Consider the following 26,869-nt stretch of genomic DNA (forward strand, 5'->3'; position numbering starts at 1 on the left):
CTTTCAATCCCCCCATCTTCGAAATAAATTGTGTTCAATATTAAAGCTGTCAAGCACTTTGCCCACCATGAAATTAATCAGATCATCCATACTTTGCGGCCCAAAATAAAAAGCCGGCATTGCGGGAATCATCCGAACTCCCAGACGGGACAGCTTCAACATATTCTCTAGATGAATAGCATGCAGTGGAGTCTCACGAGGTACAAGCACCAGTGGGCGGCCTTCCTTGAGCATAACGTCAGCAGCACGTGTCATCAGATTATCAGAGGTCCCATTCGCTACCGCGGATAATGTTCCCATAGAGCAAGGCATAATAATCATCCCTTCCACACGAAACGAACCACTTGCAATGGATGCGCCGATATCTGCAACAGGATGATAAAGCAGAGAACCGGGATAGCCTTTGAACCTTTCGTTCAAAAAGCCCTCCCGGTCTGATGCGATATAGCCAAGTTCTTCTTTAAATACGCGCCAGCCCGCATTACTAACTACCAAATGCACGGAGTAGCCTAGTGACAGCAAGGTTTCAGTTAGACGAACACCATATATCGCACCGCTTGCTCCTGTAATTCCAACCACGATGTTTTTCGGTTTAGTAAGCGTCATTAGTAGAACTGCACCACCAAGTCAATCAAAGTGAAAGAGAACACCACGATGCTCAATACGCCGTTCATAGTGAAAAAAGCAGTCTGCAGACGGCTCAGGTCACTCGGAGATACAATGTAGTGCTCATAAAAGAGAATGATATATGCGATGATCATGCCTGCTACATACCACCAGCTTAAATCCGTCATAAACAGCAACGATACGAATCCAATCGCCGTGAGAATGTGAAATACGCGGGCAATAAAGAGTGCACCTTGAACCCCGAACCGAACCGGAATGGACTTCAAGCCCTCTTTTAGATCAAACTCAACATCCTGACAAGAATAAATTACATCAAAACCTGCAGTCCAAAACACAATAGTGAAATAAAATACCATTGAAGTCCAATTCACACTACCAGTTACAGCTACCCAACCGCCTAAAGGTGCAAGCGCAATGGTCAGACCGAGGATAAGATGGCAGGCCCATGTAAAGCGCTTAGTAAATGAATAAATGACAAGAAGGAAAACTGCGATTGGCAAGAGCTTGGCCGACAAAGGATTCAGCTTAAAGGCTGCCCAAAAGAGTAAGAAAAACGAAATGCCGATAAAAATGACGACTTCACCGATCTTCAATAATCCTGCAGGAATAGCTCTTCCCGCTGTGCGTGGATTCTTAGCATCACTTATCCGGTCAATCAGTCGATTCAGACCCATAGCAGCGCTCCGTGCCCCAAACATAGCCACTACGATCCAACCAATCTGGCTCCAGGTAGGTAGCGTGCCAAACATGACAACGGAACCAAGTAAAGCGCCCATAAAAGCAAAAGGTAAAGCAAATACCGTATGTTCAAACTTGATCATTTGTAAAAAGATACCGATTTTCTTAAACATTCCCGTTCTCCTTGAGCCCAATATGTAATGCCGCGATGCCTCCGGTCAAGGGGAAGGATTCCACTTTTTGCAGTCCGGTTTCACGGAAAATAGCAGCTAATTGCTCCCGGTCAGGGAACAGCGCCAGCGATTCTGGCAGCCATTTGTATTGCTCATACCTTTTAGCGAATAACTTGCCCAGCAATGGAAGAACACGCTGAAAATAAAAGAAATAGATACCTTTAAACGGTTGTTTCATCGGCTTGGAAAGCTCCAGGCAGACCACCATTCCTCCGGGCTTCACCACTCGTTTCATCTCGTTCAGCACTTGAACAAGATCCGGTACGTTGCGGAGTCCAAAACCAATCGTTGCATAATCAAATGCGTTGTCTTCAAAAGGCAACTCCATAGCGTTGCCCTGTACGAGAGAGATCCGGTTCTGAAGCTTGCGCTCCTCCACCTTACGGCGCCCCACTTCAAGCATGCCTGCACTGAAGTCGAGCCCTATCACATTCCCTGTCTGTGAGGCTTCGGCCAAGGCAATGCTCCAATCGCAAGTGCCGCAGCATAAGTCTACAGCTGAATCCCCGCGCTTCATACCCATCTTCTTCATCGTGAACTTACGCCAAGCCTTATGGCGGCGAAAGCTTAAGATGTCATTCATCAAATCATATTTACCTGCAATACTCTCAAACACCGAGTGCACAAACTGTTCCTTCGGCTTGCTGTTATCACCCACAGCAGTTGTAGTTTTGTCCATAGTCATCCACTAACCCTCCACGGCTGCTTGTCCTGAGACTTTCATCTGCAGGAGAATACGATCCAGCGCTATCTCAAGCTCTCTAAGCAGGCTTTCGTCTTTAACGCTTTGTAATAGTCCCTGAATCGACTGAATCGACTGATGGAGCTTGTCCGTCAGCAGAGAATCACATTTATATTTCATCTTCAGCATCTTCCAGTCCTTCTGATCAAGGTTCTGGTCTTGAAGCTGTTTGCGTTCTTCCTCTGTCGCTGACTCCAGCATCTTCCAGTAGCAATAACCATTGCTTGCATTCTCAAGGTTATCACAACGCTGAAGCTCTATGGCAACCGTTTCGCACTGACTGAACTCTGTCAATAACTTCTCCCACAATTCCACTAAGGAATTCTCGATCATGGGCGTAAAAGAAAGGAACAGCCGCATATTGAGCTGTACCATGTGCCGCAAGTATTGTTCAGCCGAAAGACGGATTCCTCTCATCTTCACATAGAGGTTCGCTTTCAAGACATTGAAATCAGCAATCGCCTTACTCAAGATTCCAACCATCTCAATCTGATCACTCTTTGCAAGCAGATGGTAAAACCAGCTACTAAAATAATCACCAGCCAATACCTTTAATTGACGGGAACGCATAGGATCTCCACCGCGTCTATCATTCGAGCGGTCAATTACCTCATGTGTATCTAGTCCAAGTTGAATAAGTGCGGTTACGAGCGTATACAACTCACCAGTACTTCCTTTTACAGAAGATCCATGGTTTAGAAAAATATATAACAAATGACCCCGGCCATCAGAAAACGGCGGCAAATCCGTATGCTTCTGAATCATGTCGTAGTCGGTGTAGGGTTTTGCCAGTTGCGGTATGCAGTACGGTTTCATTTCAGCCTCCGAAGCCATTGACATTTATATTAATTCCTTTGTTCACAATCTTGTCTATTATATCACATGTTTTTTTGTCACGCACTGTGATACAACTGAGTTTCTTTTATTCTTCTCAAGGATAAATGAACTGCTTCTTCCAGAGCTCAGTCTCACTAATACGGAAGCCTGTCTTGAGACGCTCGGATATGGGGAGATTACCCGCAGACTGAAGTTCATTCTGGAGTTCAACGGACCACTCCGCGCGTCTGATATCCCCTGCTAGCAGCAGCCGGCGGCTATCCAGCCATTTATCCATGACCACGATGCGCAGCAGAAGCTGATCCACATTCAAGGTTTCTTGAAAAGCAAAAGAAATAGTCTGTGCCATATTTCGATAAAGCTCCTGGGGTTCATGATCATTTCCGCTCACTTTTAAATCCAGAGACAGAACGTGATCCTCCCAGCCTACGCTATCAATGGATAAGGTCAATGGAAGTGCGCCAAGAACATCAACAAGATTATCGTTGTCTAGCACCGTGTTATGGCCGCCAGTAAAAGTCTCCACTGCACCATTTCTCTGCTGTAAGGTTGAATCCATATCTGCCACTTTGGGCAATATTACAGCAGAGGTTGCAGTCAAGAGTAATACGGCTCCAACCCACCAGGCCTTGTTCATGAACACGCCCCCCTTATCCATAATTCCCACTCTTAGCGGAATACGATCATTTCTCTTTACTATATTTTGAAAAAAAGCAGGCTATGCCTGCTTTTCAGCTTTCACTTTCCAATTGTCCGTGCTTTGTCCATATTTCAGCCTTACCGCGGATCTTCATCGCTGAGGTATGATCAGTAAACTGGGCAATCAATACCTCACCCTTATCCAGCTTCTCTGTATGATGAAAACGTGTATCTGTACCTCTGGTTAACCCAATGACCTGAACGCCATTATCTTTAGCCTTAACCACAATATAGTCGCTGCCCGTTGGAAGCGGAGTAGTACCCGTATTTTTATCCATCATCACTCATCCTCCTCTAAACCTATTATACAGTTCATAGTATTTCAAAAAACAAATGCCGCCTTGGAGGGCGGCATAGTTGTTCTTAAAAAGACTATGGGATAGGTATGTAGAAATCTTTATTTGATTCCGTCTTTCAGCGCCTTACCGGGTTTGAATGCCGGTACCTTGCTTGCAGGAATTTCGATTTCTTCACCAGTTTGCGGGTTACGGCCTTTACGTGCTGAACGCTCACGCACTTCAAAGTTTCCGAATCCAACCAGTTGTACTTTATCACCGCTTTGCAGTGCTTCTGTAATTGCTTCGAAAACCGCATCTACAGCTTTAGTAGCATCCTTCTTGGGAAGTTCAGTTGCTTCTGTAACTACATTGATCAAATCTGATTTATTCATGTTTTCTCACCTCCCTGAGTAAATTCTCCGGTATCATACACTGTTTCCGTTTCAACGTAAAATATACGTGATAATCCCGTTTAAAACTTAACTTTGGCGCCCTTAGACCTTGAAGCGCAACAAACTTATAGTAATACAGCCCATCCATAAATTCAAGCTGTTACTCAAAAAAGGAGCAGAAATTATCATCTATCCTTGCATATTTATCTAAATTCAATCTAATTTGTTAGACCTATAGGAGCATTTAAGGTCTTTATTTCATCAGAATAATTGAGTCAGATTCACCGTTATTATAGGAACTAGGAATCAAGTTTTAGGATAGATACAAATAAAAAGAGCAGGATTTCTCCCACTCTTTGAATTTATTTATATTCAGCTTAGAGAATAATTGCAATAAGTCCGCCGGAACCCTCATTTATAATGCGACCAAGCGTTTCTTGCAGTTTGTAGCGCGCATTATCCGGCATCATAGCTATCTTGCCTTGAATTCCTTCTCTTACAATGGAGTGCAGGGAGCGGCCAAAAATATCGGATTCCCAAATCTTAATAGGATCATTCTCAAAGTCCTGCATCAGATAACGAACCAGCTCTTCGCTTTGCTTTTCCGTTCCGATGATTGGCGAGAATTCAGACTCCACATCCACCCGAATCATATGAATGGATGGTGCCGTAGCCTTTAAGCGAACCCCGAAGCGAGAGCCCTGACGAATCAGTTCTGGCTCGTCGAGTGCCATTTCGGCTAAAGATGGAGCCGCGATACCATAGCCAGTAGTCTTGACCATTTCCAAAGCTTCTGAGAATCGGTCGTATTCTCGTTTCGCATGTGAGAACTCCTGCATAAGCTGGAGCAAATGATCCTTACCGCGGATCTCAACCCCAACCACTTCCATCAGAACTTGATCGTACAGCTCTTCTGGAGCATACAGGTCGATCTCTGCTACACCCTGACCCATGTTCATACCACTTAGGCCAGCTTTATCAATAAAGTCATATTCGGTGAACTGAGATACAAGGCGGTCAACATCCCTCAGGCGGCGAATGTCTTTTACCGTATCGCGAACGGAGTTCTCATAACTACTACGTAGCCAGTGGTTTTCTCCAAGCACCATAACCCAGCTTGGCAGATTTACATTTACTTCATGCACTGGGAATTCATAAAGCACTTCCCGCAGCACACCAGTTACGTCATCTTCGCTCATGTTTGCGGCGCTTAGCGTCATAACTGGGATATCGTATTTGATGGCTAGCTCGTTACGGAGCTGCTGCGCTTCCTCACTGCGTGGCCGGGTGGAGTTAATGACAAGCACAAACGGCTTACCCACTTCCTTCAGCTCTGCAATGACGCGCTCTTCAGAGTCCACGTACGAGTTCCGCGGAATTTCTGCAATCGTACCATCTGTTGTTACCACTACACCTAGCGTTGAATGCTCCTGAATAACCTTACGTGTCCCGATTTCTGCCGCTTCCTGAAAAGGAATAGGCTCTTCAAACCAAGGTGTAGAGATCATTCGTGGTCCATTTTCATCCTCGTAACCTTTTGCACCCTCTACAGCGTAACCCACACAGTCTACCAGACGAACATTAACCTCAAGCCCTTCCGCAACCTTGATTTGGACTGCGTTGTTTGGCACAAACTTCGGTTCTGTCGTCATAATCGTTTTGCCTGCTGCGCTTTGCGGAAGCTCATCCACAGCTCTTACTCGATCAGCCTCATTCGTGATGTTTGGCAGGACAATGGTTTCCATGAAGCGCTTGATAAATGTCGATTTCCCCGTGCGAACCGCGCCGACGACGCCAAGATAAATGTCTCCGCCGGTACGCTCGGCAATGTCCTTGAAAATATCCACTTTTTCCAAAAGAGATCCCCTCCTCATATTACTCCGAAGAAAAAATGCCTGAAGAGCATCGACTTCGCGTTCCGCCGGTAATCTGACCCTTGCAGGACATCAACCGGACTTATCGTATGCCCGCCCGAAGCCTAGCTGCTTTCGACCGGGACGTACTTGCCCCGCGCTAAACTCCGAATGCTCGGACATGCATTTGGACTAGTATCATCATATGTATCCGGAACGAATTTATGACCCATATTCGCGCATTTCACAATGTAATTTCAAAAAAAGTTAAGTCTGCGCGCCGCAAGGCGTCTGACGCCCGGAAGCTTACTCATCCATCTTATGAGGTAGGATTCGTTGATAGAACTATTTTTAGTGGATGCTGAGATTAAAAGGTTATAAACAAAAAACGCCTAATGCCCCGGATAAAACCGAAGCTTAGACGCTTTTAAACTATAACTCTAACTTGGAGGCTGTGGGATCGGCTGATCATTAATCCATAGATACGGCAAAGACTTTACGGGAACGTAATATGAAGCTTCCTCCAGATCCAGTCGCAAGTCCTGATTCTTGTCGTGCTCTCCACCCTTCTTATCGACGGCAGCCATGATATCAAAAACATAATCTACGTAGACAGTTCCATCCTTATCCATGATAAAGTCAAGAACTTGACCGGAATAGACGCTAGTTAAGGTTATAGAGCTTGTACCCGCCTGCTTATGATCAATGGTATACAATCCGGGGTATAGCTCATCAAGCACAGGCAGGTTGCCGCCATGAGCTGATTTATAACGGTTAACCTGTCGTTGCACGTCATTCACCTTTTGAACCGTAACAAGGTCCATCACCTTCACCACAGGATCAATTTCCTCATTCAAAATAAGAAAATAAGCACTTCCACCCTGCTCAAAAGCGGTAGCCGGTATATCATCCAAATATCCCTTATTATTCAACTTCCCCAGGTCAATACGAAACTTCTCATACCTTGGAGTAGTTTCATCCGCATTAAGAATGGGCAGTACCCCTTCCTCCTGTTGATAATCATCAACGGCTGCTTGTATCCGTTTAACACTTTCCCGATAATTAACACTAGCCCGCTTCTCTTCACCTGGGTATAGACAGCCCGAAAGCGTAAGCGCGAGCGATACCATCCCTAGCAAAAGCTTGGCCCCTGCCTTCAGTTTCATTTTATATCCTATAAACTCCAACCGAGTCCCTCCCACGGTGACATTCTTACGCTACCACAGTTCATCTTCTTCCCCACGCCGCGCTGCTTCAAGCTTACGGCGCACCGCAGCCTTCAGTGGATCTTCCGGCACCTGAACGGTTACGTCGCTCCATACGGCAGCCTGACAGGCCAGACGTGTTCCTTCTTCTAAGGCCGATCCAAGCTTACGCCGCTCAATCTCTCCGGGAGGCCTTACTGCAGAAGCCTCTTCCTTCGCGACTGTAACCTTGCACATCAGGCAGCCTGCTTTGCCTCCGCATCTAGTTGTAATTGGCACTCCTGCTTTACGAGCGGCCTCTAATAACGAAATGCCACGGTTCACAACAGCTTTACGACCTTCTGGTTGAAATACAACGGTAACTCCTTTTTGTGATTTCATGATGTTACTTCCTTCCTCAACACTATGTAACTGCTTACATAATTGAAACAACTCCGCCCAATAGGCCCACTAACATGATGACAAAAGCAAGTATAGACAGTACAGCCTTAAGCAATCCCTTGGTTTTGCTCCGAGCAAAAGTTATAAGAAATACTGATAATCCCATAATCAGCATCGCAATCAGGGATAACCACATTTTCGTCATCGGATCCATGGTCAAAGCCCCCATTCGCCTGTAATTTATTAGGGACTATTATATCATGACCTTATCCTTTTCTGTAAAAAAACATCATTTTTTATGTATTATTTTAAATAAATTACGCTTCGTGAAAATTATCAGGAATATAAAAAAAAGCAAAAGACGACGGAATCGTTCATTGATCCGTTTTCTTTTGCTCACCCAACTTAAAGCTATTTTTTAAGCATCATTTTCATTAAAGACTCCATTGTGCTGGAACCTGCGCCGCCTTTTTTAACGGCATTGATAATCTCCTGCACAGTAGCTTCACTGACCGGCACTTTCGCCATTGATGACACCTGCTTAATTAACTGGCGGAGCTGGGCTTCATTCTGCGTAGTTCCTGGCTTTACCGTACTGGCTAGCTTTTTGACGGCACTTTCCGTAATGTTCTTGCCCGCCTTTTTGTTAATGGCGTTCAATGCATCCTTGGAAAAATCTCTGCTCACTTTTCATCCCTCCTCCGTCAATCCCCATTACAACATATGAGAATTTGCGGAAAAAGGTGAACAGGATCAGGAATGCCACTGCTCCCAAGTTTCCTGGGAGATCGACTCAAGCTCAGGCTTACGATCACGACCCATCAAGGCTTCAACCGCACTGCGTGGGCTTCTTCCTTGAAAGAGCACATGATAAATCTGATCCGTAATCGGCATCTGCACACCCAGCTTGAGCGAAATTGCATAAGCTGCTTCGGTAGTACGTATACCTTCGACTACCATCCCCATGGATTCCAGCACCTCAGCCAGCGGCTTGCCTTGACCAAGCATGGACCCAGCGCGCCAGTTACGGCTGTGCTGACTAGTAGCCGTCACAACAAGGTCGCCAATTCCGGCAAGGCCGGCAAAGGTCAAAGGATTGGCTCCAAGCTCAACTCCCACCCGAGATATCTCGGCGAGTCCACGGGTCAAAAGCGCTGCTTTAGCATTGTCCCCATATCCAAGGCCATCGGATAGACCTGCACCAAGGGCAATAATATTCTTAAGAGCTCCGGCAAGCTCTACCCCTACCTGATCACGATTCGTATATACACGGAAATCGTTGTTGATGAACAATTCCTGCGCTTCGGCGCTACGTTTGTCATCAGGTGAAGCAACTACAACGGTTGTAGGACACCGGCGTACAACTTCCTCTGCATGACTTGGACCGGAGAGGACGACGATCTGCCCTTCGTCACAGCCTAGTTCCTCTGCAATTACGATGGACATCCGCTTATTGCTCTCCGACTCAAAGCCCTTCGTAGCATGAACACATAACATGTCATCCTTCCAGAATGGCTTCAGACTGCGAGCAACCTGCCGCATTCCTGAAGACGGAGCTACAATTACAACCGCCTTAGAACCGGACACTGCCGTTTCCATATCCGTAGTTGCAATAATGTTAGCTGGCAATGCGATGCCAGGCAGATACTTATTATTCGTATGAGAGCCATTGATCTCGGCAGCTTGATCAGAGTTGCGTGTCCACAGATAAACTTCCGAGTGGTTTGCAGCCAGCACACTAGCCAGCGCAGTTCCCCAGCTCCCCGCTACAAGTACGGTAACTTTATCAGACAACACGATTCCCTCCTTTAACTTTTGAGCCTATCTTGTTCTCACGGCCTTCTACGATCTTTACAATATTCGTCCGGTGCCGCCAGAAGGCGAAGACCGCAATAATAATACTGGTCCAGAGCACAGGTTGTGTAAATCCTGTCAACAATAAAGCCACTGGTGTCAGTGCTACAAAAATTAATGAGCCAAGGGACACGTAACGTGTGATAAAGATAGACAGGATGGCGATGATACCGGCGAGCAGCGCTGGCCATAAACAAAGCGTAGCCATAACACCGATCGTAGTAGCAATGCCTTTCCCCCCACGAAAACGAAAATAGAGCGGCCAATTATGTCCGATGATGGCAGCGATTCCGCAAAGAGCCGGAACCCAGGTTCCCCAACCGCCGACCCAGGTTCCTAACCATACAGCGGCCACCCCTTTCAGCACATCCAGCAACAGCACTAGTATTGCAGGACCTTTACCCAATACACGCAGTGTATTGGTAGCCCCCGCATTTCCGCTTCCGTATTGACGGATATCAATTCCCTTTAGCAACTTTGCAAGCAGTACACTAAAGCTGACAGAACCAAGCAAATAGCTTACAACGATAACCAGAAGTTCAAGCGCCACACTTCTTCTCCCCTAACCTTCGTTTTCGGATTTGCGCCGTGTAAAGAGACGGATTGGTGTTCCTTCGAAATTAAATGCTGCGCGAATTTTATTCTCCAGATAACGTTCATAGGAGAAATGCATCAGCGACGGATCATTCACGAACACCACAATCGTAGGCGGCTTAACCGCAACCTGCGTTACATAGTTAATACGCAAGCGACGGCCTTTGTCAGTTGGTGGAGGGTTAATCGCGATTGCATCAGATACAACGTCGTTCACCAAATGTGTAGTAATGCGCAGTGCGTGCTGTTGAGATACATGCTGTACAACAGGCAGCAGTTTTTGCAAACGCTGTTTGGTTAAAGCCGACAAAAAGACAACCGGTGCGTAACTCATAAACAAGAAATGGTCACGAATCTTCGTCTCGAAGTTCTGCATAGTCTTATCGTCTTTCACAATGGCATCCCATTTGTTGACAACAAAAATAGATGCTTTACCAGCTTCATGTGCATAACCAGCAATATGCTTGTCCTGATCGATGATGCCCTCTTCGCCGTTAATTACAACGAGGACCACATCAGCCCGTTCGATCGCACGCATAGCACGCATAACACTGTATTTTTCAATGTTCTCGTATACCTTGCCTTTTTTACGCATACCTGCCGTATCGATAAGCACATAACGTTGCCCATCACGTTCAAAAGGAGTATCGATAGCATCTCTTGTTGTCCCTGCAATATCGCTGACGATAACACGTTCTTCGCCCAAAATCGCGTTAACCAGAGAGGATTTACCTACATTCGGACGGCCAATCAAAGCTACACGAATGACATCCTCATCGTATTCATCATCTATTTTCTCAGGTAGGCGCTCAACTACAGCATCTAGCAAGTCGCCGAGTCCGGTTCCGTGACTACCAGAAATTCCGATTGGATCGCCAAAACCAAGGCTATAGAACTCATAAATATCATCCGCACGCTTCATATTATCCACTTTGTTGATGGCAAGAACGACTGGTTTACCTGAACGGAACAGAATCTGAGCTACCTCTTCATCTGAATTCGTCACACCACTCTTCGCCTCACACATAAATACAATAACATCCGCTTCTTCAATCGCCAGCTCCGCTTGAACACGGATTGATTTCAGAATTGTATCTTCTCCATCAATTTCAATACCTCCGGTATCAATCACACTGAACGACTTACCGTTCCAATCTGAAATACCATAAATCCGGTCACGTGTAATCCCCGGCTTATCTTCTACAATGGCTAATCTATCGCCAATCAGCCGATTAAATATCGTCGATTTTCCGACGTTAGGCCTCCCAACAATTGCCACAACGGGTCTTGCCATATTCATTCCTCCTGTCATCCTTACGTTACTCATCATAGCAAAAAACATTTAAATTGGCTAACAATCATGTTAACTCTCAATAATCCGACCAGTTCCGAAAAAAAGACAATCGGCGAACCCCCGTATCGAGGGCTCGCCGATTACTTTACCCGTATATTCAAAAGCTCGTTTAGGGATTAGTTATTACCCTTAAATTTGTCCAGCTTGTCACCAAAACGTTCAGCAAGCGTAAAGCTAAGGCCTTCGTTGCTAAGGGAAACGTTAGGGTTGTTCAGAACTTCTTTAGGAGCTCTGTCTCTGCTATTGCTGCGTTCAGGTCTAGCAGATGGAGCTGGAGCTTCTTCAGTTTCTTTGATGCTCAGGCTAACACGTTTCTCGGATGGATTGAAGTCCAGAACTTTCACTTGAACTTCTTGTCCTTCTTTCAATACTTCGTGTGGAGTAGCGATGTGTTTGTGGGAGATTTGTGAGATATGCACAAGACCTTCCACACCCGGAAGCAATTCTACGAATGCTCCGAAGTTCACAAGACGTTTTACAACGCCTGTTACAACATCACCGATGTTGATTTCGCCAGCAGCAGAGTCCCAAGGACCTGGAGCAGCAGCTTTGATGCTCAGGCTGATTTTTCCTTTTTCAGGATCAACCTTCAATACTTTAACACGTACTTTATCACCTTCAGATACTACATCAGAAGGTTTCTCTACGTGACTCCAAGCGATTTCAGATACGTGTACAAGACCGTCAACTCCGCCCACATCAACAAATGCGCCGAATTGAGTCAGACGTTGTACTGTACCTTCGATGATTTGGCCTTCAGATAGTTCAGCCATAATTTTCAGCTTGTTAGCTTCGAATTCTTCTTCAAGAACTTCTTTAGCAGACAAGATTACTTTGCTGTTCTCACGGTCAAGTTCTTTCACTTTAACGCGCAAGGTACGGCCTTTGTAATCGCTGAAATCTTCAACGAAGTGACGCTCTACCATGGAAGCTGGGATAAATCCGCGAGCTCCAACATCAGCTACGAGGCCGCCTTTAACAACGTCAGCCACAGTAACTTCGAAAGCTTCTTGGGAAGCGAAGTATTTCTCAAGATCTTCCCATGATTTTTCACTATCAACAGCACGTTTGGAAAGAACAAGGCTTTCCTTGTTGTCGTTGATGCTGACAACTTTACATTCTACTTCCTGTCCAACCTCTACTGCTGCAGCAGCGTTGTCCAGTTGTACTGCGGACAATTCGCGAATTGGAATCACACCGTCGTATTTATATCCAATGCTTACATAAGCTTGGTTATCTTCGATTTTGACGATTGTTCCTTTCACGGTATCGCCTTTTTTCAGAGAAATGATTTCCAAGTCAGCTTGGTTAGTCACTTCTTCTTCGTTAACGGCAGCAACTTCTTCTACAGCTCCGTTATTTTCTGTCACAGCGGAATCCACCGCTTCTACGGATTCATTCTTTTCCGCAGCTTCCTGATTTTTAATTTCTTCAGACATGTGATTAGCCTCCTCGATTCAAAACCCCATTTATTTAAACCTGCGTATAGCAGAGTTCAAAACAAGCAATGCATAATATTTCACTTACACTTGATGATAGTATGTTCCAAAAAATAGCGGCTATGCCGTTATTTAATCAAAACATTGAGCAAAATTTGTTGTTCTGCTCATCCCTTAACTAGCACTTGGTTTACCTGTCTCTTTCATCTCACGGATGCGATCCATAATGACATCGGTAACAGCCTCGAGAGATTCGCTCCCCGCACCGGCAAATTGACTAAGGTCTACAGGAGCACCATAGACAACGACCATGCGTCGAAAGGGTTTATACTGGCCGATAATAGCCGCTGGAATAACTGCTGCGCCACTTCGAAGTGCAAAGCTAGCAGCACCCTTCTTGGCCACTCCGGCATCAGAGTTACGCGTACCCTCCGGGAAGATACCCATGACATTACCATTACGAAGTGTGTTAAGGGCCGTTTTTATGGATTCTTTGCTTACGCCGCCACGTTTCACCGGAAAAGCACCCAATTTATTAATGAGCCAGCCAAGCACCGGAACCTCAAACAGTTCAGCCTTAGCCATATACTTTACCTGACGGTCCAGCTTAATTCCAATAGTCATTGGATCAAGCAGACTAATGTGGTTAGCGCAGAGCAGTACCCCGCCCTCCTTTGGCACATTTTCTTTCCCCACAATCTTAAGTGGGAAAAGGATTGCGTAAATCAAGCGAAGCAATCCAACACAAATTGCATAAATCATAAATGATTTCTCTCCCCGTCAACATGAGATCTACAGTGGGATACAATGGCCTCCACAACTTGATCGATATTCATTAAGGTCGTATCCAGAAGAATAGCATCCTCTGCACGGCGCAGCGGTGAAATCTCCCGTCCTTCATCCAGACGGTCCCGCTTTGCAATATCGTGTTCAAGCTGCTGAAGCGTCACCGATTCCGCGTCTCTCAGTTCCTTATAACGACGGAGAGCTCGTTCTTCCACACTTGCCGTCATAAAAATCTTTACCTCGGCATCCGGCAGCACGGTTGTACCGATATCGCGGCCATCCATTACCACGCCTTTGCGAAGCGCCATCTGACGCTGCAATTGACTCAGTCTGGATCTTACATCCTCGATCTTCGCATACTGCGACACAAGGCCGCTAACCTGAAGGCTCCGAATATGTGGGGTCACGTCTTCCCCATTAATCAGCACCTTCTGAATGTCTCGTTCCGGAATAAGTTCAATCACCATGTCGCGAACCTTCTCGTTCACTCGATGCTGATCTTCCGGTTCAATGCCTTCTTGGATCATATACCAGGTGATTGCCCGGTACATTGCACCAGTATCGACATAGATATAAGACAACTTCTGGGCTACCAATCGGGCTACAGTGCTCTTGCCTGCCCCGGCAGGTCCGTCGATGGCGACGTTTATTCTGTCATAAGTATGTGTACCCTGCCTATCCAACGGGGCATTCCTCCTCAAACACTCTTTCATAAAAAAAGCATCTAGCGTTACGAAAACTATTCCTGCAATATCAAGGAGCACACATAAATTGTTATGCTTGATGATATTATCAAGAAAAAAGCAGGCATTGCCTGCGACTTATAAAATTATACCACAGTTTATACTTCAGTGCAAAATCAGACAGCTTAATAGAGCTGTAAAAAATGCTTATCTGTTGCGGAAATCAAACTGACGTTCGAAGCAATAACGGATAATTTTCTGGCGTTCCAAATCTGAAATAGCGACAAATTTCAACATCGCTAAAAGCCGTCCATTCTCTAGCTTTTTAATGCGCACTACTTCACCTTCAAAATTGACATGCTCCGTGCTTCCGTTTCGATAAGGCACCAATACCCAGCAGGACAATTTATTACCAACCTCCAGCTTAACCTGGTTATCCACCAAAAAGGAGATTCCTCCACCACCAATATCATCTGTACGAACCAGGAACCGTTTGCCAAGGCTATCCTTCACAGCAAGCTCTAGATCTGCATTCACTCGGAAAAAGCTTCTTCTCTGGATCTTAAAAATCGAATCTGTCTCCGGCTTTTGAATCCGGACCATACGAATTACATCTTCTTTAAAGCCCAGTACATAAGTATTAAAGTAATTTTTGATGCCACCCTCAGTTAAAAAATAAACCGAAAGCTCGTCCCCCATAAAGAGCCTTTTTAGACGACCATTGCTCTCCTGCATAGGAATTTCAATCAGGAATGCGTCTTCTTCCGTCTCTGCAATTCTTGATCTATATTCAACTTCTGCTTCAGCAGCGTCACTGGAAGCAACCTGTATGTATAGATATTCGTTAATTTTAGGATACAAAGATGTCACCGCCACATCAGTTTAGTAATTATCACTACCCCTGATTATAGCATGGGAATATCAGCCAGTCAGATATATTTTATAGATATTGCAAAAAAAGGGACGCACCCAACTGCTGGATGCGCCCTCCCTTTATTTTGCCTCAGACCCCGAAGAAGGTCTGATTTCTTCCACAGACTCTTCAATTCCATCCTCGGCGTTAATGTAAATACGATACTTTGAGCCATTGACCCCTCCACCGAACTCGTAAGTCAAGACCTCGACGGAATCATCATTTTTAATCCAGGACAGGCGATTGTATTGCTCCTTGAAATCAGAATTCAGAAATTTTCTCGCCTCTGCAAGGGTAAGCTTTGGTTTTGGAAGCTTCCGGTTGTCCTTGTGCTCATTGACGTATTCGCTGGCCTCAAAACCGATGGTATCACCTGTATCCAGCCCCATACGAATGGTCATCTTTTCAGGATAAATCAATACATCATTCTGTTTGGTTACAAAGGTCAAATTCCCGATATTATCGTAACGATCAGCGCTGACTGCAGTCATATGGGGATATCCTTTTTTCTCAAGAAACTGCTCTGCTTTGGTAACGGCTTCTTTAATAGAAACTTTGGCAGGGCCAACCTCACGGTTGTCATAATAAGAGATCAGCAACCCGCCATTTTTGGTGAAATCCATACTAATGGTGTGCTTCTTATTCGAAGCGCTAACAGTTGCTGTATAGGATGGCCATTCGGTGTTCTTCCCATTTTCTTTAACATCCACTTTAGCATTGGAGCCCGCATCCGCGAACTTCAACGCCTTACGTTTGATGTCTTCGGCAGTCACGGGGGTACCTCCGAGCATTTTGACGGAACGTTTATCGTAGATGCTTGCTACTGAAGGTCCCCAGTCTAGCTCAGGGTATGCCCCTACACGTTTATCCACCGTTTTGAAGCCGTCAATAATCGTGTTGTCCTCCGCTTTATTTTCTGTCGCCAACGCCGTTTCAACATCCATCCAGCGCAGCCGATTGCCAATGACTTTATTTTGTACCTCTTGCAAATCCTTAGAGATTTCTCCTGAGTTCTTGTACAATGCTTTTAGATTGCTCAGCTCTCCATCTGTCAGAGGTTTTTTAGTGAAGTCACGAATCCCGGCTTTATAAGAAAAGTTGGAGATTTTGGACAGAAACTCCTCTGTTTTGCTAAATGGCAGCAAGGTCAGCGGCAGCTGGTTAATCTCATTTTGGGCCTCACTAGTCATCCGCCACACATTCACAAGTCCTTTACGGTGCATCCCATTAGAAGCAGAGTTAACCGCAAGCGTATTTCCAAGCTCACCATGAAGACGGTCCACATGATAGGACAAATCATGAAAGGCGCGTTGATATTGGTTCTCCGCCTTAATTAGTATTGAATTCTTCTCCTGATTCTCCTGATAACCCCACACAAGCGCACCAATCAGCAGCAGCGCGGTCAGCGGGAACATTACAGCACTTAATCTTTTGTACATAGGGCTACAAGACTCCTTTCGATAGCTTATTGGCGTTAGTTTGACAATAAACTAGGAGTCTTATGCACTGAAGTTGCTACACAATGTGACTATAACGTCCGCTCATGCTCTCTCTTCAATCTCAAAGCCACTGCTATTACTGCAAAGGCATTGTTTAAAGCCGGTTTGAATGACACCATGCTCTTTAATCCCTCTTAATATGTAGGTCTCACCACACTGTTTGCAAACGATACGTACTTTTATACGCAAAAAAAGACACCTCTCTCCTCTCTGGAATTCCTTACTAGGAACTGCCCTTCGAATATAAGTGTGTCCATCTCGATTATAGGTTAACCTCTTCTTCACGTTTCAGAAAGCGGAAAGGAGAACGGCTGTTGGCCCTAGCAACCTTTCCCATACCTCCATACCATAGGATAGCCATCAGAGGCACAATAAACCATATCCAATAGTTGGCTGTCGTACTCAAAATAAAGTCATATATCCCATGCCACATCCATGGCAACAGGAGAGAAAACACCAGAATTCTGCGGGTATGAACTCCTTTTGAGAACTTCGCCCTTCCCATATGGTAGCCCATGATCACACCAAACATAGCGTGTCCAGAAACCGGAAGAAGTGCTCTTAGAAACATTGATCCGATTGAAGCGTTGCTATACCAAGCGTACATTACATTTTCTATTGTTGCGAAGCCGAGCGAAATCGCCACAGCGTATAGTATCCCATCATATGGCTCGTCAAATTCGGTATGATTGTAAATCATATGGTACAGCACAAACCACTTTAGACATTCTTCCACGCCAGCGGATATGAGAAACGACTCCACGTAGGGACCACCATTTAGTCCCAGCATCAGCCCTCTCTGAATGATCATTACTGGAAACACAATCAGAAGGCCGAGCAAGAATACTTTAATGACTACATGAAGCGGTTCTTGATCATACTTGTCTTTCAGATAAAAAAAGGTCAACAGAGCAAGTCCCGGCGCCACTGCCGACGTAATGACCGATAACACGAGCACCGAATAACCTCCCTACACCCCTAAACCCTATTACTGCCGTTACACAGCAAGGTAGATGATAACTTTGATACAAGAATGACCGACATATCACCAACAACAAGACTAGGGCTGATCGGCCTAAACAATGGTCATCAGCCCCTAGTCTTGCCTAATTACTCCTGACGCTTAAAATGAGTGCACAATAACTGGACCGCATTCTCCGGCATCACTGTTTTCCCGTATTCATCGAGAACAGCTTCTGTGACCGGTGAGGAATCTCCAAACTCAGCAAGTACGCCAACAAGACCTGACAACGCCGTTTCTTCAAATTCCTTTGGATCGAAATACAGATACCATTTATTGTTATAAGAATACAGTTTCCCCTGGGAAGTAATATTACCGATGAGCACATGAGCCGCTTCAACCAGAACCTCGAAATCGCGGAATGCATATACAATGGAGTCGCTTTGTTCAAGAGTAACTTCCATTTCATAAATCTCTTCTGGCAATTCTTCTTCCCCGGACGCACCGTACTGATGGTGATCATATTTTCCTCGGGTCACTATAACGACCATGCCTTGCGCGGGCAATGCGAAAACTTCTACGGCAAGCGGACCCGTGGCATCAAAACCTAGTTCACTATATGCTTGATCCATCATCTCCGTAAACAGGTCATGAACCTTAGGAACTTCCTGCCACATGTCTTCCTTCTGGATGCCCCGCTCGCTCAGGTCGTCAAAAGTGAGGAAAATCCGTATCTTATCTTGACTTAATCGCTCTATTCTCATGACAGGATCCTCCTTTTGCAAGCTCATTTATTATAATGTATGATGAGTCCCGAGTAATGAGCCAAAAATGGTTACTATGTAAGTATGTTATCATTTTGCCGAGATAAATGCACGTAAATAAATATATAAAATCCTCTCTATTGAATAAACCATTTTCAAGGCCCTGAATAATAAAAAAGAATCATTCTGCGGAATATTTCATCCCCAAAATGATTCTGATGGAGTCCTTTACGGTTACAATCCCGGTATGGTTGTATGCGTTTCTTTAAGAATCTGCTCTACTTCGCTCTTTACTTCAGGATTGCTGCGAATGAATTCCTTTAACAATTTAAGATTGGATTCCTTCGACTTCACTGGTGATTCAGTCTTATGCTCAGAGGTTGCGCTGCTTGAACCGTTACTTTGAGCATTACTGCTTGAAACAGCAGTGTTACCAAAACCAGTCGTGGCCATACCGATTATTTTTTCTTTTGCTTTATCTGCAGCCCCACTCATGGAACCACCCGATTGCCCTAGCGAAGACATTAAAGAATTCCGCTTTTTGGACATAATCATACTGGCTGCGGCGCCCATCAGCACCCCGCATAAAAATGACGAAGTATTCATATTTCCAGCCTCCTTGTATGGTAAAATCATGTTTAGTGTTCGCGGAAAGATTCCGGCTCATACAACCTAATAACAAGAAAGCGAGTTGAAAAAAGTGGGTAAAATGACATCAGTGCTCCTATTGGCTACCTTGCTGCTTACAGCCTGTGGCAACAGCGGTGCAAATGGAAATACAGCCAAGGAAACAAACACCACAAACAATCCGCCCACGGCGGCAGCTACACAAAGCGCAGAAACTACGGCGCCAGCACCTGAAGCAACAGCCAGTCCTACCCCTGAAGCAACAGCAGATGGAGGTACTACAGGAAATAGTACAGCCAGTAAGGGTGAAGCATCCGCTGAAATTCCACTGCTGTACCATATGAACAAAAATTACGACATCGTCCCTAACGAGGAAGCTACAAATAAAAAAGTGGTTCTGCTCACTTTTGACGACGGTCCTAAAGATGCTGCAATGATTAACCCTTTGATGGATGTTCTGGACAAACATCAAGCTAAAGCCATCTTTTTCGTAAATGGTTATCGTGTTAAGGAGCATCCTGAGCTTCTGGAGTTAATACATAACCGCGGTGGAATTATCGGCAACCACAGCTGGGATCATATTGTATTGAAAGACAAGTCCTATACTGAGGTTAAAAAGCAAATCGAAGATGTTCAAAATATTGTCAAAGAAACATTGGGAGAAGCTCCTCACTTTTTCCGTCCGCCACATGGTGCCGGCGGGGATGTTGGCAAGAAGGTCGCGGCTGAGAATGGAATGTTATACATGACCTGGTCTGTAGGCTCACTTGACTGGGAAATGAAAGAAAAGGAAACGGGTAAGACAGAAAAATTGATCAGTAATGTTACCGATCAGCTGCATTCCGGCAGTAATATCCTGATGCATGAGCTACCATGGACCGTTGAGGGACTGGATACCTTGCTCACTACACTTGAGGGTAAAGGCTACAGCTTTGTTGATCCGCGCAGCATTGAGCTAAAAATGCGTTGATCTTCTCATCTTTACATGTCCGATAGTTGCTTCTTCAGTGCAATTGTTTTCGAATCAAACAAAAATAGAAGGGGGTTCCAAAAGCCATTTGCATGGCTTTGGAACCCCCTTTTTACGCTACCAATTTTCCTTACTGGAAAGAGTATGCACTATTGGGTTGATTTACGCAGTGTCAGCACATGCATTTCAGCAGGACTGCCCCAGCGAAGTGGCAGATGTGCTGTTCCAAACCCTCTGCTGATCAGCAGCAGGGCATTTTTTGCGGAACCGTCCCCTCTTGGCCAACTAAACTTTCCAGCGTCATATTTATGATAGAAATGCTCTACATGTCTTTGACCCACAAATGGAAGGATCATCTGCCCCCCATGCGTATGACCTGCCAGAATCAGGTCCGCTGGCACACTCTGGCGCTTCGATAACCAAAGCGGATCATGTACAAGAATAATACGACAGGTATCTTCAGCAGAAGTGTTTGTGGTTAATGGCGGAAAAGGACCGTATGGAGTTTTGCCCCCATTTTTCGGAAAATCAATTCCGGTTAACCAAAGTTTAGCTCCCTCACGTTCAAAAGCCACATTTTCATCCATTAACAGTTTTGCACCACTGTCCTGAATAATCTCATCTACCCTTGAAATATTAGCCCGGTAATCATGATTTCCATGCACAACATAGGTAGATGCAATAGAAGTAACTAGAGTCATATTATCGACAAGACGATTTAAAGGACTATCTTTTTCCGTTAGATCTCCTCCCAGAAAAACAACATCTACCCCACCCTTTAATGGTGTCAGAAGCGCGGAAGGAAGGCGGCGGCGATGGATATCTGTTATAAACAAGATACGAAATCCATCAAACTCTTCAGGTAGCGAATCTAGCATTATTTCCTCGGTAATAATTCTGTTTCTAAAAGCATTAATCACCATAATTATGACAACGGCCGCAGCTATCAATAAAATGACCAAAGCCATTCCCCATGCCCATGTGCTCACCATAATGTGCTCACCATAATGTGCTCAGCGGAGGCGCTCCTTCAATTCCCCACCAAAGCAGCCCGATTAGCAAAATAACAAAGGTAAAAATCAAAGAATTTACAAACATCTTGCTTAAACGAACTTTTTCTGAAGAATAAGTATCTGAACGAGAAGGAACAGATTCTTCGTCCTTCTCTTTACTTCCTGTGGAAGAGCGCTTTGCAGAACCTGCTGGGCGGCGAGCTTTTCTTGATAAAGTTGCTGTAGAAACCCGAGCGGTAGCATTTTTCTTTATAGGAGTAGACTTCTTTTCAGGAGTAGCCTTTTTTACAGCCTCCGAAGTCCGCTTCTCTTTTTTACTTTTGCCAGGATGTTTGCTTTCACTTTTGTGTTGTTTTTGTCGAGACTTTACCCGGCTTAATTCCTCACTCATGATTCCCTCCTATAGCGGATCACCAGACCTGAGATCAGGTCGATGAAGAAGTGACATAGTATAGGGGCCCAGAGGCTGCCCGATTGAATGTAAATATATCCAAGACCATAACTGCTTAAGAATACCCAGCCGGTAGGTACAAAGTGACGTAAATAACGGACATGAATAAGAGCAAATACTATACTCGTCCAATAAGGGCCAATGGAATATTGGATGGCTCCGCGGAATAAGAGCTCCTCACATACCGATACAATTGCTGCTATGACGATAATATGCCACACAGGGCGATTTCGAAATAAAAGGTCGTTTATTCCACCATCATCCATGCTTTCCTCAGGGACAATATGTGTCAATAAATAGTCAACAATTAGCATTGCAGCAGCAAGACCAAGGCCCCATGCCACAAAATGTACTTTTTCTGGAATAATTAATAGCTGAAAAGGATTTCTTTTCTGAAATAATATCCATATCAAACCGATAATTAATGTGAGCCCCTGAGTGATATAGAGATTGAGCAGCAGAAGACGGTCTGTCAACTGGCCTGGTTCTACCTTTTTAACCTTAATCTCGCCAAATTTGAATTTTTTCATCGTGACCTGCCTGTTCTTTATTTTTTTCGGGCCGCTCCGAGAGAGAAACCGTCCATAGTGTTGCTATCAATACATAATACATAGGATAATCCCCCCAGAAAAAGGAGCATTTATTATGAGCAAACGTAAGTCCCGCAATCAAATGTTATACACGCTAGTTTTTTTGTTTTTCTTAGTTTGCGCCTTCGCCGCATTTTTTACTGGCGTCAAGGTTGGCGCAGACAAAACTGAAGCCAAATATGACAATCAATCAAGCATGAATGGATTAGTAGAATTCACGGGCTCGTATCAACAGCAGGATCTTGTTACTTTCTATCATAACGTATTTTTGCCCTATCGGGAATTCAAGCGGAATTGGAACATTCAAGTAGATAAGTTAGCGCGCAGCACAGATGCTCGTATGAATGCGGCAGTAATGAAGAATCTAAGTATTCTAGCAGACCAGCAATATGAAAGAGTTAATCAAGATTCAATTTTCACTAACTCTCCTCTATTACATCAGTCACAGGTCAATGTACTCAAAAGCTTAACTTTATTTTCTAAGGCCTCCGGCAAAGTCTCTACCAGTGCCTCTGGTGCAGAGACAGCCAAGTTATTGAAAAATGATGAATTTACAACCGGCGCCGTGAAGTACGGTCTGTTAGCACAAAAGAACTTCTATGATTCTATGCTAAAATGGGGCTCTAAGACAAACCAGAAAATACCTTCTGCACCTGGCGAACTAAAAACGATGTCTTTCATCCAGTGGAAAAAAATGCCGCTTCTTTTGAAGAATGCTTCTATCGCTGACATGATGCTGAATCGCGGAATTTTTGCAGGTTATGATCCTCAGGACATCACTGCTAAAATAGACGATATGATTTACTCAGGCACTGCAAGCTCATTAAATCTTTCGGATATCCAGTCCTCAGTAACCTTGTTGATTTCTACAGGTGCTGTGCAGGAACAGGATTTTGTAAAATGGCGGGAACAGTATTATAACAGGGAGACACTTCCACAGCTTCCGTTCTTTTTTGAATAGAACCAGTTATTGAATCATAACGAAAAATGAAGTTCACTTCAAGAAACGCTGCTTGCAAAGCCTATTGACACAACTTGCATACCGTGTTACATTATGAAAAAATTAATCATTCAAAACCGATGATGGAACAAAGATCCTGGAAGTCTTCAGAGAGCCGGTGGTTGGTGCAAACCGGTGACGAACAGCTATCTTTAGCGCTCCTGAGATATTGTATCGAACCTTAAAGTAGGTACAATCGGATCAACTCCGTTAACAGTGTGGCCTATGCAGGCCAATGAGGCTGCTTCTTCCAAGTTGCAGTGAATTAGGGTGGTACCACGAAGATAACTCTCGTCCCTTACTACGGCAGTAGTATGGGGTTGGGAGTTTTTTTAATTCCCTAATCCCCCATAAATACTACCTTATGCCCAAAGTTACCGATTTCGCGGTACTCTTGCACGCTGTTTCTTTTGTGCGACACCGCGTTGATCTACTGTTATTACATGTTTTTCTCTACTAGTTCGTGAACCTTCTGGTATTGTGGACTGCCCATCAGGGCGTCCTCGACATATAAAGCTTTTCAACTTTAAGGGGGATAAGAAACCATGTTTAAAGTATTAGTATCGGATCCAATCAGTGATTTGGGCATTCAGCAATTGATGGACGCAACAGATGTAGTTGTAGACAAAAAAACAGGTCTCAGTGAAGATGAGCTCGTTGCAATCATCGGTGAATATGATGGTCTACTCGTCCGCAGTCAAACTACAGTAACTGAAAAAATTATCGAAGCTGGAAAAAACTTAAAGGTCATTGGTCGTGCAGGTGTGGGTGTAGATAATATCAAGCTGGAAGCTGCTACTCAACGTGGGGTTGTTGTTATCAACGCTCCTGATGGAAATACCATTACAACTTGTGAGCATGCTTTTGCAATGATGATGGCTTTGGCCCGTCACATTCCACAAGCTTACGCAAAAACAATTGGTGGAACCTGGGATAGAAAAACCTTCGTGGGTGTAGAACTTCGCGGCAAAACTTTAGGTGTACTGGGAATGGGCAGAATCGGTAGCGAAGTGGCAAAACGTGCCAAAGCTTTCGGCATGGAAATCCTTGCTTTTGATCCTTTCTTAACTGCTGAGCGTGCTGAGAAACTGGAAGTAAAATTAGCTTCCGTAGACGATGTAGTCCGCGGAGCAGACTTCATTACTGTGCACACTCCACTTACTCCGGAAACACGCCATATGATTTCCCGCCCGCAATTTGAAGTGATGAAAAAGGGAATGCGCATCATCAACTGTGCCCGTGGTGGTGTAATTGATGAAATGGCGTTAGTAGAAGCTATTGATAGCGGTATTGTTGCTGGCGCTGCATTTGACGTATTCGAAAAAGAACCGCCACAAGCAGATCACCCATTCTTGTCGCATCCAAAAATTATCGTGACTCCTCACTTGGGCGCTTCTACAATTGAAGCTCAGGAGAATGTAGCGATCGATGTATCGGAACAAGTACTGCATATTCTGCGTAATGAACCGTTCATCAATGCTGTAAATATTCCTCCAGTTGCTCCAAGCGTAATGAACAAACTCCAGCCTTACTTCACACTTGGTGAGAAGCTGGGCAGCTTTGTTACCCAGATTACAGATAGTGCTATTCGTGAAATCCATGTTGAGTATGCGGGTGATCTGTCAGATGTCGATACCCAACCACTTACCCGCTATATTGTGAAAGGCGTGCTCTCCCGCCACTTCGCTGAGGATGTTAACATCGTTAACTCCATGCACTTGGCAAAAACACGCGACGTTAATGTAGTAATAACTAAAGCTTCCAAAACTAAAGGCTTCACTAATCTGATTACCGTGACCCTTAAAACAGATCACGACCAAGAACGTCTCGTAGCCGGAACATTGCTGCAAGGTTATGGAGAAAGAATTGTTCAAGTGAACAAGTTCCCGGTTGATATCGCTCCTGAAGGACATCAAATTGTAGTATCCCATAACGACAAACCAGGCATTATCGGACTTGTGGGCACATTGCTGGGCGAAAATGATGTCAATATCGCTTCCATGCAAGTGGGACGTAAAATCGTTGGTGGCGAAGCAATCATGCTGCTGACCGTTGATAAAGCTGTACCTACTCATGTGCTTGTGAAGCTTGCTGGTCTACCAGAAATCAACGCTGCCGAAGAAATCATTCTTCTGTAAGCAATACGATAGAAATCAAACAACAGAGCAGCGATCCTCCTCTTATAGGAGTTTCGCTGCTTTTGTTGTTGATCGTTAACCCGTTTCGGCTTCATTTACAACACCGAATCGAGTTCCCTCGTGCAGGCTTACGGACACCCTTGAGGTTACGGACCCAGATGACCCTATATGCAATAATTTCGCCTTTGAAGCAGGGTTTCGGACTCTAGTGCCACTATTCCTCAAAAAGAGAGCTAAATCAGGTGTTTTGCCTATCAATAACGTCTATGGGGACCGATAGCGTTCTAAATATACGAAAATACTGCATTATAGATCAGCTGTGTCCTATACTGCTTCGTACGCACATATGGGATCAAACAGATCAAGTTTGCTGTTTAGACTAAGAATGCGGGAACAGTCCGACCATCGATGTCTGTAAATCCATACTTTTCAGCCAGCTTAGCAACCTGCTGCGGTTGTCCGGTCATAGACATGACCTTAGGATCGGCTGCTAGAGCAGCGGCTGCTCTACCGATATAGGTTGTGGATTCAGTCATCTGCAATTCTTCAACCTCATGCCAATGCTCCTCATCCGTGTTCATGCTCTCCAACACCGCCTCTGTCCTCATCCAGCCCGGAGTAAGCGGAATAACTGCAATGTTGTCCTCTTTAAGCTCATTCGATAACCCGTAGGCCATGCGGACAAGTGAGTTTTTAGAAAGATCATAATAGAAGTTTCCAAGATATTTGTAATGATCCCAAAAGGTTGTGTGGATGATTAGACCGCCAGCTTTTGCCTCACGCATTAATGGTATTGCATAATAATTTGTTATCAACTGTGCCCTCACACCCGCATTAAACATATTGTCCCAATGCGCTGTAGGAAGCTCCCAGAAAGACTTCTGCTCAATAGGTAAATCGTTGCCGCCCCATACATTATTGACTAAAATATCAAGCTTTCCTTGCTCTGAAGCAATCTGGCGAATGACCGCCTCTGTCTCCTGATCTTTTGTATGATCACATCGTATGGCGCTGCCGGACCCTCCCTCCGCTTTTATTTCCCTAAGTACGTTATCAATGCTCCGCTTGCTATGCTCTATGCCAGAAGCCTCTGTCGTTCTGCCCGTAATATAAACGAATGCACCTTTCCTTGCCAGCTCCAATGCAATTCCTCTACCAGCACCTCTGCTGCCTCCGGTGACCAATGCTACTTTTCCTTTTAAAGTCATGTTCTCAATCCTTTCTACACTTGTTTTTCTCTAAATGTTCTGCATTTAATCCTTACCTTATATAGTATAATTCTTTAATATGACATCAACTGACATATAT

General features: G+C 44.7%; 30 protein-coding genes and 1 other annotated feature. Of the genes, 3 read left to right on the plus strand and 27 right to left on the minus strand.

Annotated elements, in window-relative coordinates; genetic code table 11:
• Nucleotides 1–3: 3 nt before the first annotated feature.
• The 23 genes from MHI15_RS03920 to MHI15_RS04030 form a co-directional block, all read right to left on the minus strand.
• Nucleotides 4–606, minus strand: coding sequence for a UbiX family flavin prenyltransferase (locus MHI15_RS03920; RefSeq protein ID WP_036676229.1), 603 nt, complete (start codon nucleotides 604–606; stop codon nucleotides 4–6).
• Nucleotides 606–1,478, minus strand: a complete 873-nt coding sequence (locus MHI15_RS03925) for a UbiA-like polyprenyltransferase (RefSeq protein WP_076127498.1) — start codon at nucleotides 1,476–1,478, stop codon at nucleotides 606–608. The genes MHI15_RS03920 and MHI15_RS03925 overlap by 1 nt, the downstream gene beginning before the upstream one ends.
• Entirely contained in the window at nucleotides 1,471–2,217 is a 747-nt protein-coding gene (locus MHI15_RS03930) for a demethylmenaquinone methyltransferase (protein WP_076304053.1), read from the minus strand. Before MHI15_RS03930 ends, MHI15_RS03925 begins: the two co-directional genes overlap by 8 nt.
• 9 nt (nucleotides 2,218–2,226) lie before the next feature.
• Nucleotides 2,227–3,096 carry a heptaprenyl diphosphate synthase component 1 gene (locus MHI15_RS03935; protein WP_076127631.1) on the minus strand — a complete coding sequence of 290 codons (870 nt, stop codon included), beginning with the start codon at nucleotides 3,094–3,096 and terminating at the stop codon, nucleotides 2,227–2,229.
• Between the two features lie 115 nt (nucleotides 3,097–3,211).
• Nucleotides 3,212–3,754, minus strand: a complete 543-nt coding sequence (locus MHI15_RS03940; RefSeq protein ID WP_280753030.1) for a hypothetical protein — start codon at nucleotides 3,752–3,754, stop codon at nucleotides 3,212–3,214.
• A 94-nt stretch (nucleotides 3,755–3,848) separates the two neighbouring features.
• On the minus strand, nucleotides 3,849–4,097 hold the full coding sequence (mtrB, locus tag MHI15_RS03945; RefSeq protein ID WP_051490908.1) for a trp RNA-binding attenuation protein MtrB: 249 nt from the start codon (nucleotides 4,095–4,097) through the stop codon (nucleotides 3,849–3,851).
• 116 nt (nucleotides 4,098–4,213) lie between these two features.
• A complete protein-coding gene (locus MHI15_RS03950) occupies nucleotides 4,214–4,486 on the minus strand; it encodes an HU family DNA-binding protein (RefSeq protein WP_036676223.1) in 273 nt (90 codons plus the stop codon).
• Between the two features lie 377 nt (nucleotides 4,487–4,863).
• Nucleotides 4,864–6,342, minus strand: coding sequence for a stage IV sporulation protein A (gene spoIVA / locus MHI15_RS03955; protein ID WP_036676222.1), 1,479 nt, complete (start codon nucleotides 6,340–6,342; stop codon nucleotides 4,864–4,866).
• 437 nt (nucleotides 6,343–6,779) lie between these two features.
• Entirely contained in the window at nucleotides 6,780–7,526 is a 747-nt protein-coding gene (locus MHI15_RS03960) for a DUF3939 domain-containing protein (RefSeq protein WP_256717199.1), read from the minus strand.
• Nucleotides 7,527–7,556: 30 nt separating this feature from the next.
• Nucleotides 7,557–7,925 carry a 2Fe-2S iron-sulfur cluster-binding protein gene (locus MHI15_RS03965; protein WP_076192211.1) on the minus strand — a complete coding sequence of 123 codons (369 nt, stop codon included), beginning with the start codon at nucleotides 7,923–7,925 and terminating at the stop codon, nucleotides 7,557–7,559.
• A 34-nt stretch (nucleotides 7,926–7,959) separates the two neighbouring features.
• On the minus strand, nucleotides 7,960–8,139 hold the full coding sequence (locus tag MHI15_RS03970) for a DUF2768 family protein (protein ID WP_036676218.1): 180 nt from the start codon (nucleotides 8,137–8,139) through the stop codon (nucleotides 7,960–7,962).
• Between the two features lie 197 nt (nucleotides 8,140–8,336).
• Entirely contained in the window at nucleotides 8,337–8,612 is a 276-nt protein-coding gene (locus MHI15_RS03975) for a stage VI sporulation protein F (protein ID WP_038572437.1), read from the minus strand.
• Nucleotides 8,613–8,678: 66 nt separating this feature from the next.
• Nucleotides 8,679–9,719 carry an NAD(P)H-dependent glycerol-3-phosphate dehydrogenase gene (locus tag MHI15_RS03980; protein ID WP_076127494.1) on the minus strand — a complete coding sequence of 347 codons (1,041 nt, stop codon included), beginning with the start codon at nucleotides 9,717–9,719 and terminating at the stop codon, nucleotides 8,679–8,681.
• Nucleotides 9,712–10,329, minus strand: coding sequence for a glycerol-3-phosphate 1-O-acyltransferase PlsY (gene plsY, locus MHI15_RS03985; protein ID WP_036676213.1), 618 nt, complete (start codon nucleotides 10,327–10,329; stop codon nucleotides 9,712–9,714). Before plsY ends, MHI15_RS03980 begins: the two co-directional genes overlap by 8 nt.
• 12 nt (nucleotides 10,330–10,341) lie before the next feature.
• On the minus strand, nucleotides 10,342–11,667 hold the full coding sequence (der, locus tag MHI15_RS03990) for a ribosome biogenesis GTPase Der (protein ID WP_036676212.1): 1,326 nt from the start codon (nucleotides 11,665–11,667) through the stop codon (nucleotides 10,342–10,344).
• Between the two features lie 176 nt (nucleotides 11,668–11,843).
• Complete coding sequence (gene rpsA, locus MHI15_RS03995) at nucleotides 11,844–13,166, minus strand: 30S ribosomal protein S1 (RefSeq protein WP_170914203.1); 1,323 nt, start codon at nucleotides 13,164–13,166, stop codon at nucleotides 11,844–11,846.
• A 174-nt stretch (nucleotides 13,167–13,340) separates the two neighbouring features.
• Entirely contained in the window at nucleotides 13,341–13,928 is a 588-nt protein-coding gene (locus MHI15_RS04000) for a lysophospholipid acyltransferase family protein (protein WP_036676211.1), read from the minus strand.
• Nucleotides 13,925–14,635 (minus strand): (d)CMP kinase, encoded by a 711-nt coding sequence (gene cmk / locus MHI15_RS04005; RefSeq protein WP_254848699.1) that lies wholly within the window; start codon nucleotides 14,633–14,635, stop codon nucleotides 13,925–13,927. Before cmk ends, MHI15_RS04000 begins: the two co-directional genes overlap by 4 nt.
• Before the next feature lie 207 nt (nucleotides 14,636–14,842).
• A complete protein-coding gene (locus tag MHI15_RS04010; protein ID WP_036676209.1) occupies nucleotides 14,843–15,496 on the minus strand; it encodes a flagellar brake protein in 654 nt (217 codons plus the stop codon).
• 132 nt (nucleotides 15,497–15,628) lie between these two features.
• Nucleotides 15,629–16,987, minus strand: coding sequence for a germination protein YpeB (gene ypeB / locus MHI15_RS04015; RefSeq protein ID WP_076127490.1), 1,359 nt, complete (start codon nucleotides 16,985–16,987; stop codon nucleotides 15,629–15,631).
• Nucleotides 16,988–17,309: 322 nt separating this feature from the next.
• A complete protein-coding gene (gene prsW / locus MHI15_RS04020) occupies nucleotides 17,310–18,005 on the minus strand; it encodes a glutamic-type intramembrane protease PrsW (protein WP_076134692.1) in 696 nt (231 codons plus the stop codon).
• A 152-nt stretch (nucleotides 18,006–18,157) separates the two neighbouring features.
• The gene (locus MHI15_RS04025; protein WP_036676203.1) at nucleotides 18,158–18,772 is read right to left on the minus strand and encodes a genetic competence negative regulator; all 615 of its coding nucleotides are present in this window, start codon (nucleotides 18,770–18,772) and stop codon (nucleotides 18,158–18,160) included.
• Between the two features lie 234 nt (nucleotides 18,773–19,006).
• Complete coding sequence (locus MHI15_RS04030; RefSeq protein ID WP_076141316.1) at nucleotides 19,007–19,378, minus strand: hypothetical protein; 372 nt, start codon at nucleotides 19,376–19,378, stop codon at nucleotides 19,007–19,009.
• A gap of 103 nt (nucleotides 19,379–19,481) precedes the next feature.
• Here MHI15_RS04030 and MHI15_RS04035 point away from each other — a divergent pair, with 103 nt between their 5' ends.
• Nucleotides 19,482–20,369 carry a polysaccharide deacetylase family protein gene (locus tag MHI15_RS04035; protein ID WP_282579788.1) on the plus strand — a complete coding sequence of 296 codons (888 nt, stop codon included), beginning with the start codon at nucleotides 19,482–19,484 and terminating at the stop codon, nucleotides 20,367–20,369.
• 149 nt (nucleotides 20,370–20,518) lie between these two features.
• Here MHI15_RS04035 and MHI15_RS04040 read toward each other — a convergent pair whose 3' ends face one another.
• From MHI15_RS04040 to MHI15_RS04050, 3 genes are read right to left on the minus strand one after another with little or no spacing between them, the layout of a single operon-like run.
• Nucleotides 20,519–21,361 carry a metallophosphoesterase gene (locus MHI15_RS04040; RefSeq protein WP_081387079.1) on the minus strand — a complete coding sequence of 281 codons (843 nt, stop codon included), beginning with the start codon at nucleotides 21,359–21,361 and terminating at the stop codon, nucleotides 20,519–20,521.
• A 7-nt stretch (nucleotides 21,362–21,368) separates the two neighbouring features.
• On the minus strand, nucleotides 21,369–21,773 hold the full coding sequence (locus tag MHI15_RS04045; protein WP_076184021.1) for a hypothetical protein: 405 nt from the start codon (nucleotides 21,771–21,773) through the stop codon (nucleotides 21,369–21,371).
• Complete coding sequence (locus tag MHI15_RS04050) at nucleotides 21,770–22,363, minus strand: CPBP family intramembrane glutamic endopeptidase (protein WP_036676197.1); 594 nt, start codon at nucleotides 22,361–22,363, stop codon at nucleotides 21,770–21,772. The genes MHI15_RS04045 and MHI15_RS04050 overlap by 4 nt, the downstream gene beginning before the upstream one ends.
• Nucleotides 22,364–22,478: 115 nt before the next feature.
• On the opposite strand from MHI15_RS04050, the gene MHI15_RS04055 reads away from it, so the two are divergent.
• Both MHI15_RS04055 and serA read left to right on the plus strand, forming a co-directional pair.
• A complete protein-coding gene (locus MHI15_RS04055; RefSeq protein WP_076127483.1) occupies nucleotides 22,479–23,384 on the plus strand; it encodes a hypothetical protein in 906 nt (301 codons plus the stop codon).
• A gap of 110 nt (nucleotides 23,385–23,494) precedes the next feature.
• Nucleotides 23,495–23,725: a binding site (T-box leader), on the plus strand.
• A gap of 243 nt (nucleotides 23,726–23,968) precedes the next feature.
• Entirely contained in the window at nucleotides 23,969–25,561 is a 1,593-nt protein-coding gene (serA, locus tag MHI15_RS04060; protein ID WP_076281428.1) for a phosphoglycerate dehydrogenase, read from the plus strand.
• 374 nt (nucleotides 25,562–25,935) lie between these two features.
• Here the strand turns inward: serA and MHI15_RS04065 are convergent, their stop codons facing one another.
• A complete protein-coding gene (locus tag MHI15_RS04065) occupies nucleotides 25,936–26,769 on the minus strand; it encodes an SDR family NAD(P)-dependent oxidoreductase (protein ID WP_076127482.1) in 834 nt (277 codons plus the stop codon).
• Nucleotides 26,770–26,869: the final 100 nt, after the last annotated feature.

The sequence above is a fragment of the Paenibacillus sp. FSL H7-0918 genome (genome assembly GCF_038007025.1).
In the GTDB taxonomy this organism is placed as follows: Bacteria; Bacillota; Bacilli; order Paenibacillales; family Paenibacillaceae; genus Paenibacillus_AQ; species Paenibacillus_AQ odorifer.

Excerpts from the sequence above, each read along its gene's own strand:
- MHI15_RS03920 (WP_036676229.1), bottom strand. The coding sequence starts at position 606 with ATGACGCTTACTAAACCGAAAAACATCGTGGTTGGAATTACAGGAGCA.
- MHI15_RS03925 (WP_076127498.1), bottom strand. The coding sequence starts at position 1,478 with ATGTTTAAGAAAATCGGTATCTTTTTACAAATGATCAAGTTTGAACAT.
- MHI15_RS03930 (WP_076304053.1), bottom strand. The coding sequence starts at position 2,217 with ATGGACAAAACTACAACTGCTGTGGGTGATAACAGCAAGCCGAAGGAA.
- MHI15_RS03935 (WP_076127631.1), bottom strand. The coding sequence starts at position 3,096 with ATGAAACCGTACTGCATACCGCAACTGGCAAAACCCTACACCGACTAC.
- MHI15_RS03940 (WP_280753030.1), bottom strand. The coding sequence starts at position 3,754 with ATGAACAAGGCCTGGTGGGTTGGAGCCGTATTACTCTTGACTGCAACC.
- mtrB (WP_051490908.1), bottom strand. The coding sequence starts at position 4,097 with ATGATGGATAAAAATACGGGTACTACTCCGCTTCCAACGGGCAGCGAC.
- MHI15_RS03950 (WP_036676223.1), bottom strand. The coding sequence starts at position 4,486 with ATGAATAAATCAGATTTGATCAATGTAGTTACAGAAGCAACTGAACTT.
- MHI15_RS03965 (WP_076192211.1), bottom strand. The coding sequence starts at position 7,925 with ATGAAATCACAAAAAGGAGTTACCGTTGTATTTCAACCAGAAGGTCGT.
- MHI15_RS03970 (WP_036676218.1), bottom strand. The coding sequence starts at position 8,139 with ATGGATCCGATGACGAAAATGTGGTTATCCCTGATTGCGATGCTGATT.
- der (WP_036676212.1), bottom strand. The coding sequence starts at position 11,667 with ATGGCAAGACCCGTTGTGGCAATTGTTGGGAGGCCTAACGTCGGAAAA.
- rpsA (WP_170914203.1), bottom strand. The coding sequence starts at position 13,166 with ATGTCTGAAGAAATTAAAAATCAGGAAGCTGCGGAAAAGAATGAATCC.
- MHI15_RS04000 (WP_036676211.1), bottom strand. The coding sequence starts at position 13,928 with ATGATTTATGCAATTTGTGTTGGATTGCTTCGCTTGATTTACGCAATC.
- ypeB (WP_076127490.1), bottom strand. The coding sequence starts at position 16,987 with ATGTACAAAAGATTAAGTGCTGTAATGTTCCCGCTGACCGCGCTGCTG.
- MHI15_RS04025 (WP_036676203.1), bottom strand. The coding sequence starts at position 18,772 with ATGAGAATAGAGCGATTAAGTCAAGATAAGATACGGATTTTCCTCACT.
- MHI15_RS04030 (WP_076141316.1), bottom strand. The coding sequence starts at position 19,378 with ATGAATACTTCGTCATTTTTATGCGGGGTGCTGATGGGCGCCGCAGCC.
- MHI15_RS04035 (WP_282579788.1), top strand. The coding sequence starts at position 19,482 with ATGACATCAGTGCTCCTATTGGCTACCTTGCTGCTTACAGCCTGTGGC.
- MHI15_RS04040 (WP_081387079.1), bottom strand. The coding sequence starts at position 21,361 with ATGGTGAGCACATGGGCATGGGGAATGGCTTTGGTCATTTTATTGATA.
- MHI15_RS04045 (WP_076184021.1), bottom strand. The coding sequence starts at position 21,773 with ATGAGTGAGGAATTAAGCCGGGTAAAGTCTCGACAAAAACAACACAAA.
- MHI15_RS04050 (WP_036676197.1), bottom strand. The coding sequence starts at position 22,363 with ATGAAAAAATTCAAATTTGGCGAGATTAAGGTTAAAAAGGTAGAACCA.
- MHI15_RS04055 (WP_076127483.1), top strand. The coding sequence starts at position 22,479 with ATGAGCAAACGTAAGTCCCGCAATCAAATGTTATACACGCTAGTTTTT.
- serA (WP_076281428.1), top strand. The coding sequence starts at position 23,969 with ATGTTTAAAGTATTAGTATCGGATCCAATCAGTGATTTGGGCATTCAG.
- MHI15_RS04065 (WP_076127482.1), bottom strand. The coding sequence starts at position 26,769 with ATGACTTTAAAAGGAAAAGTAGCATTGGTCACCGGAGGCAGCAGAGGT.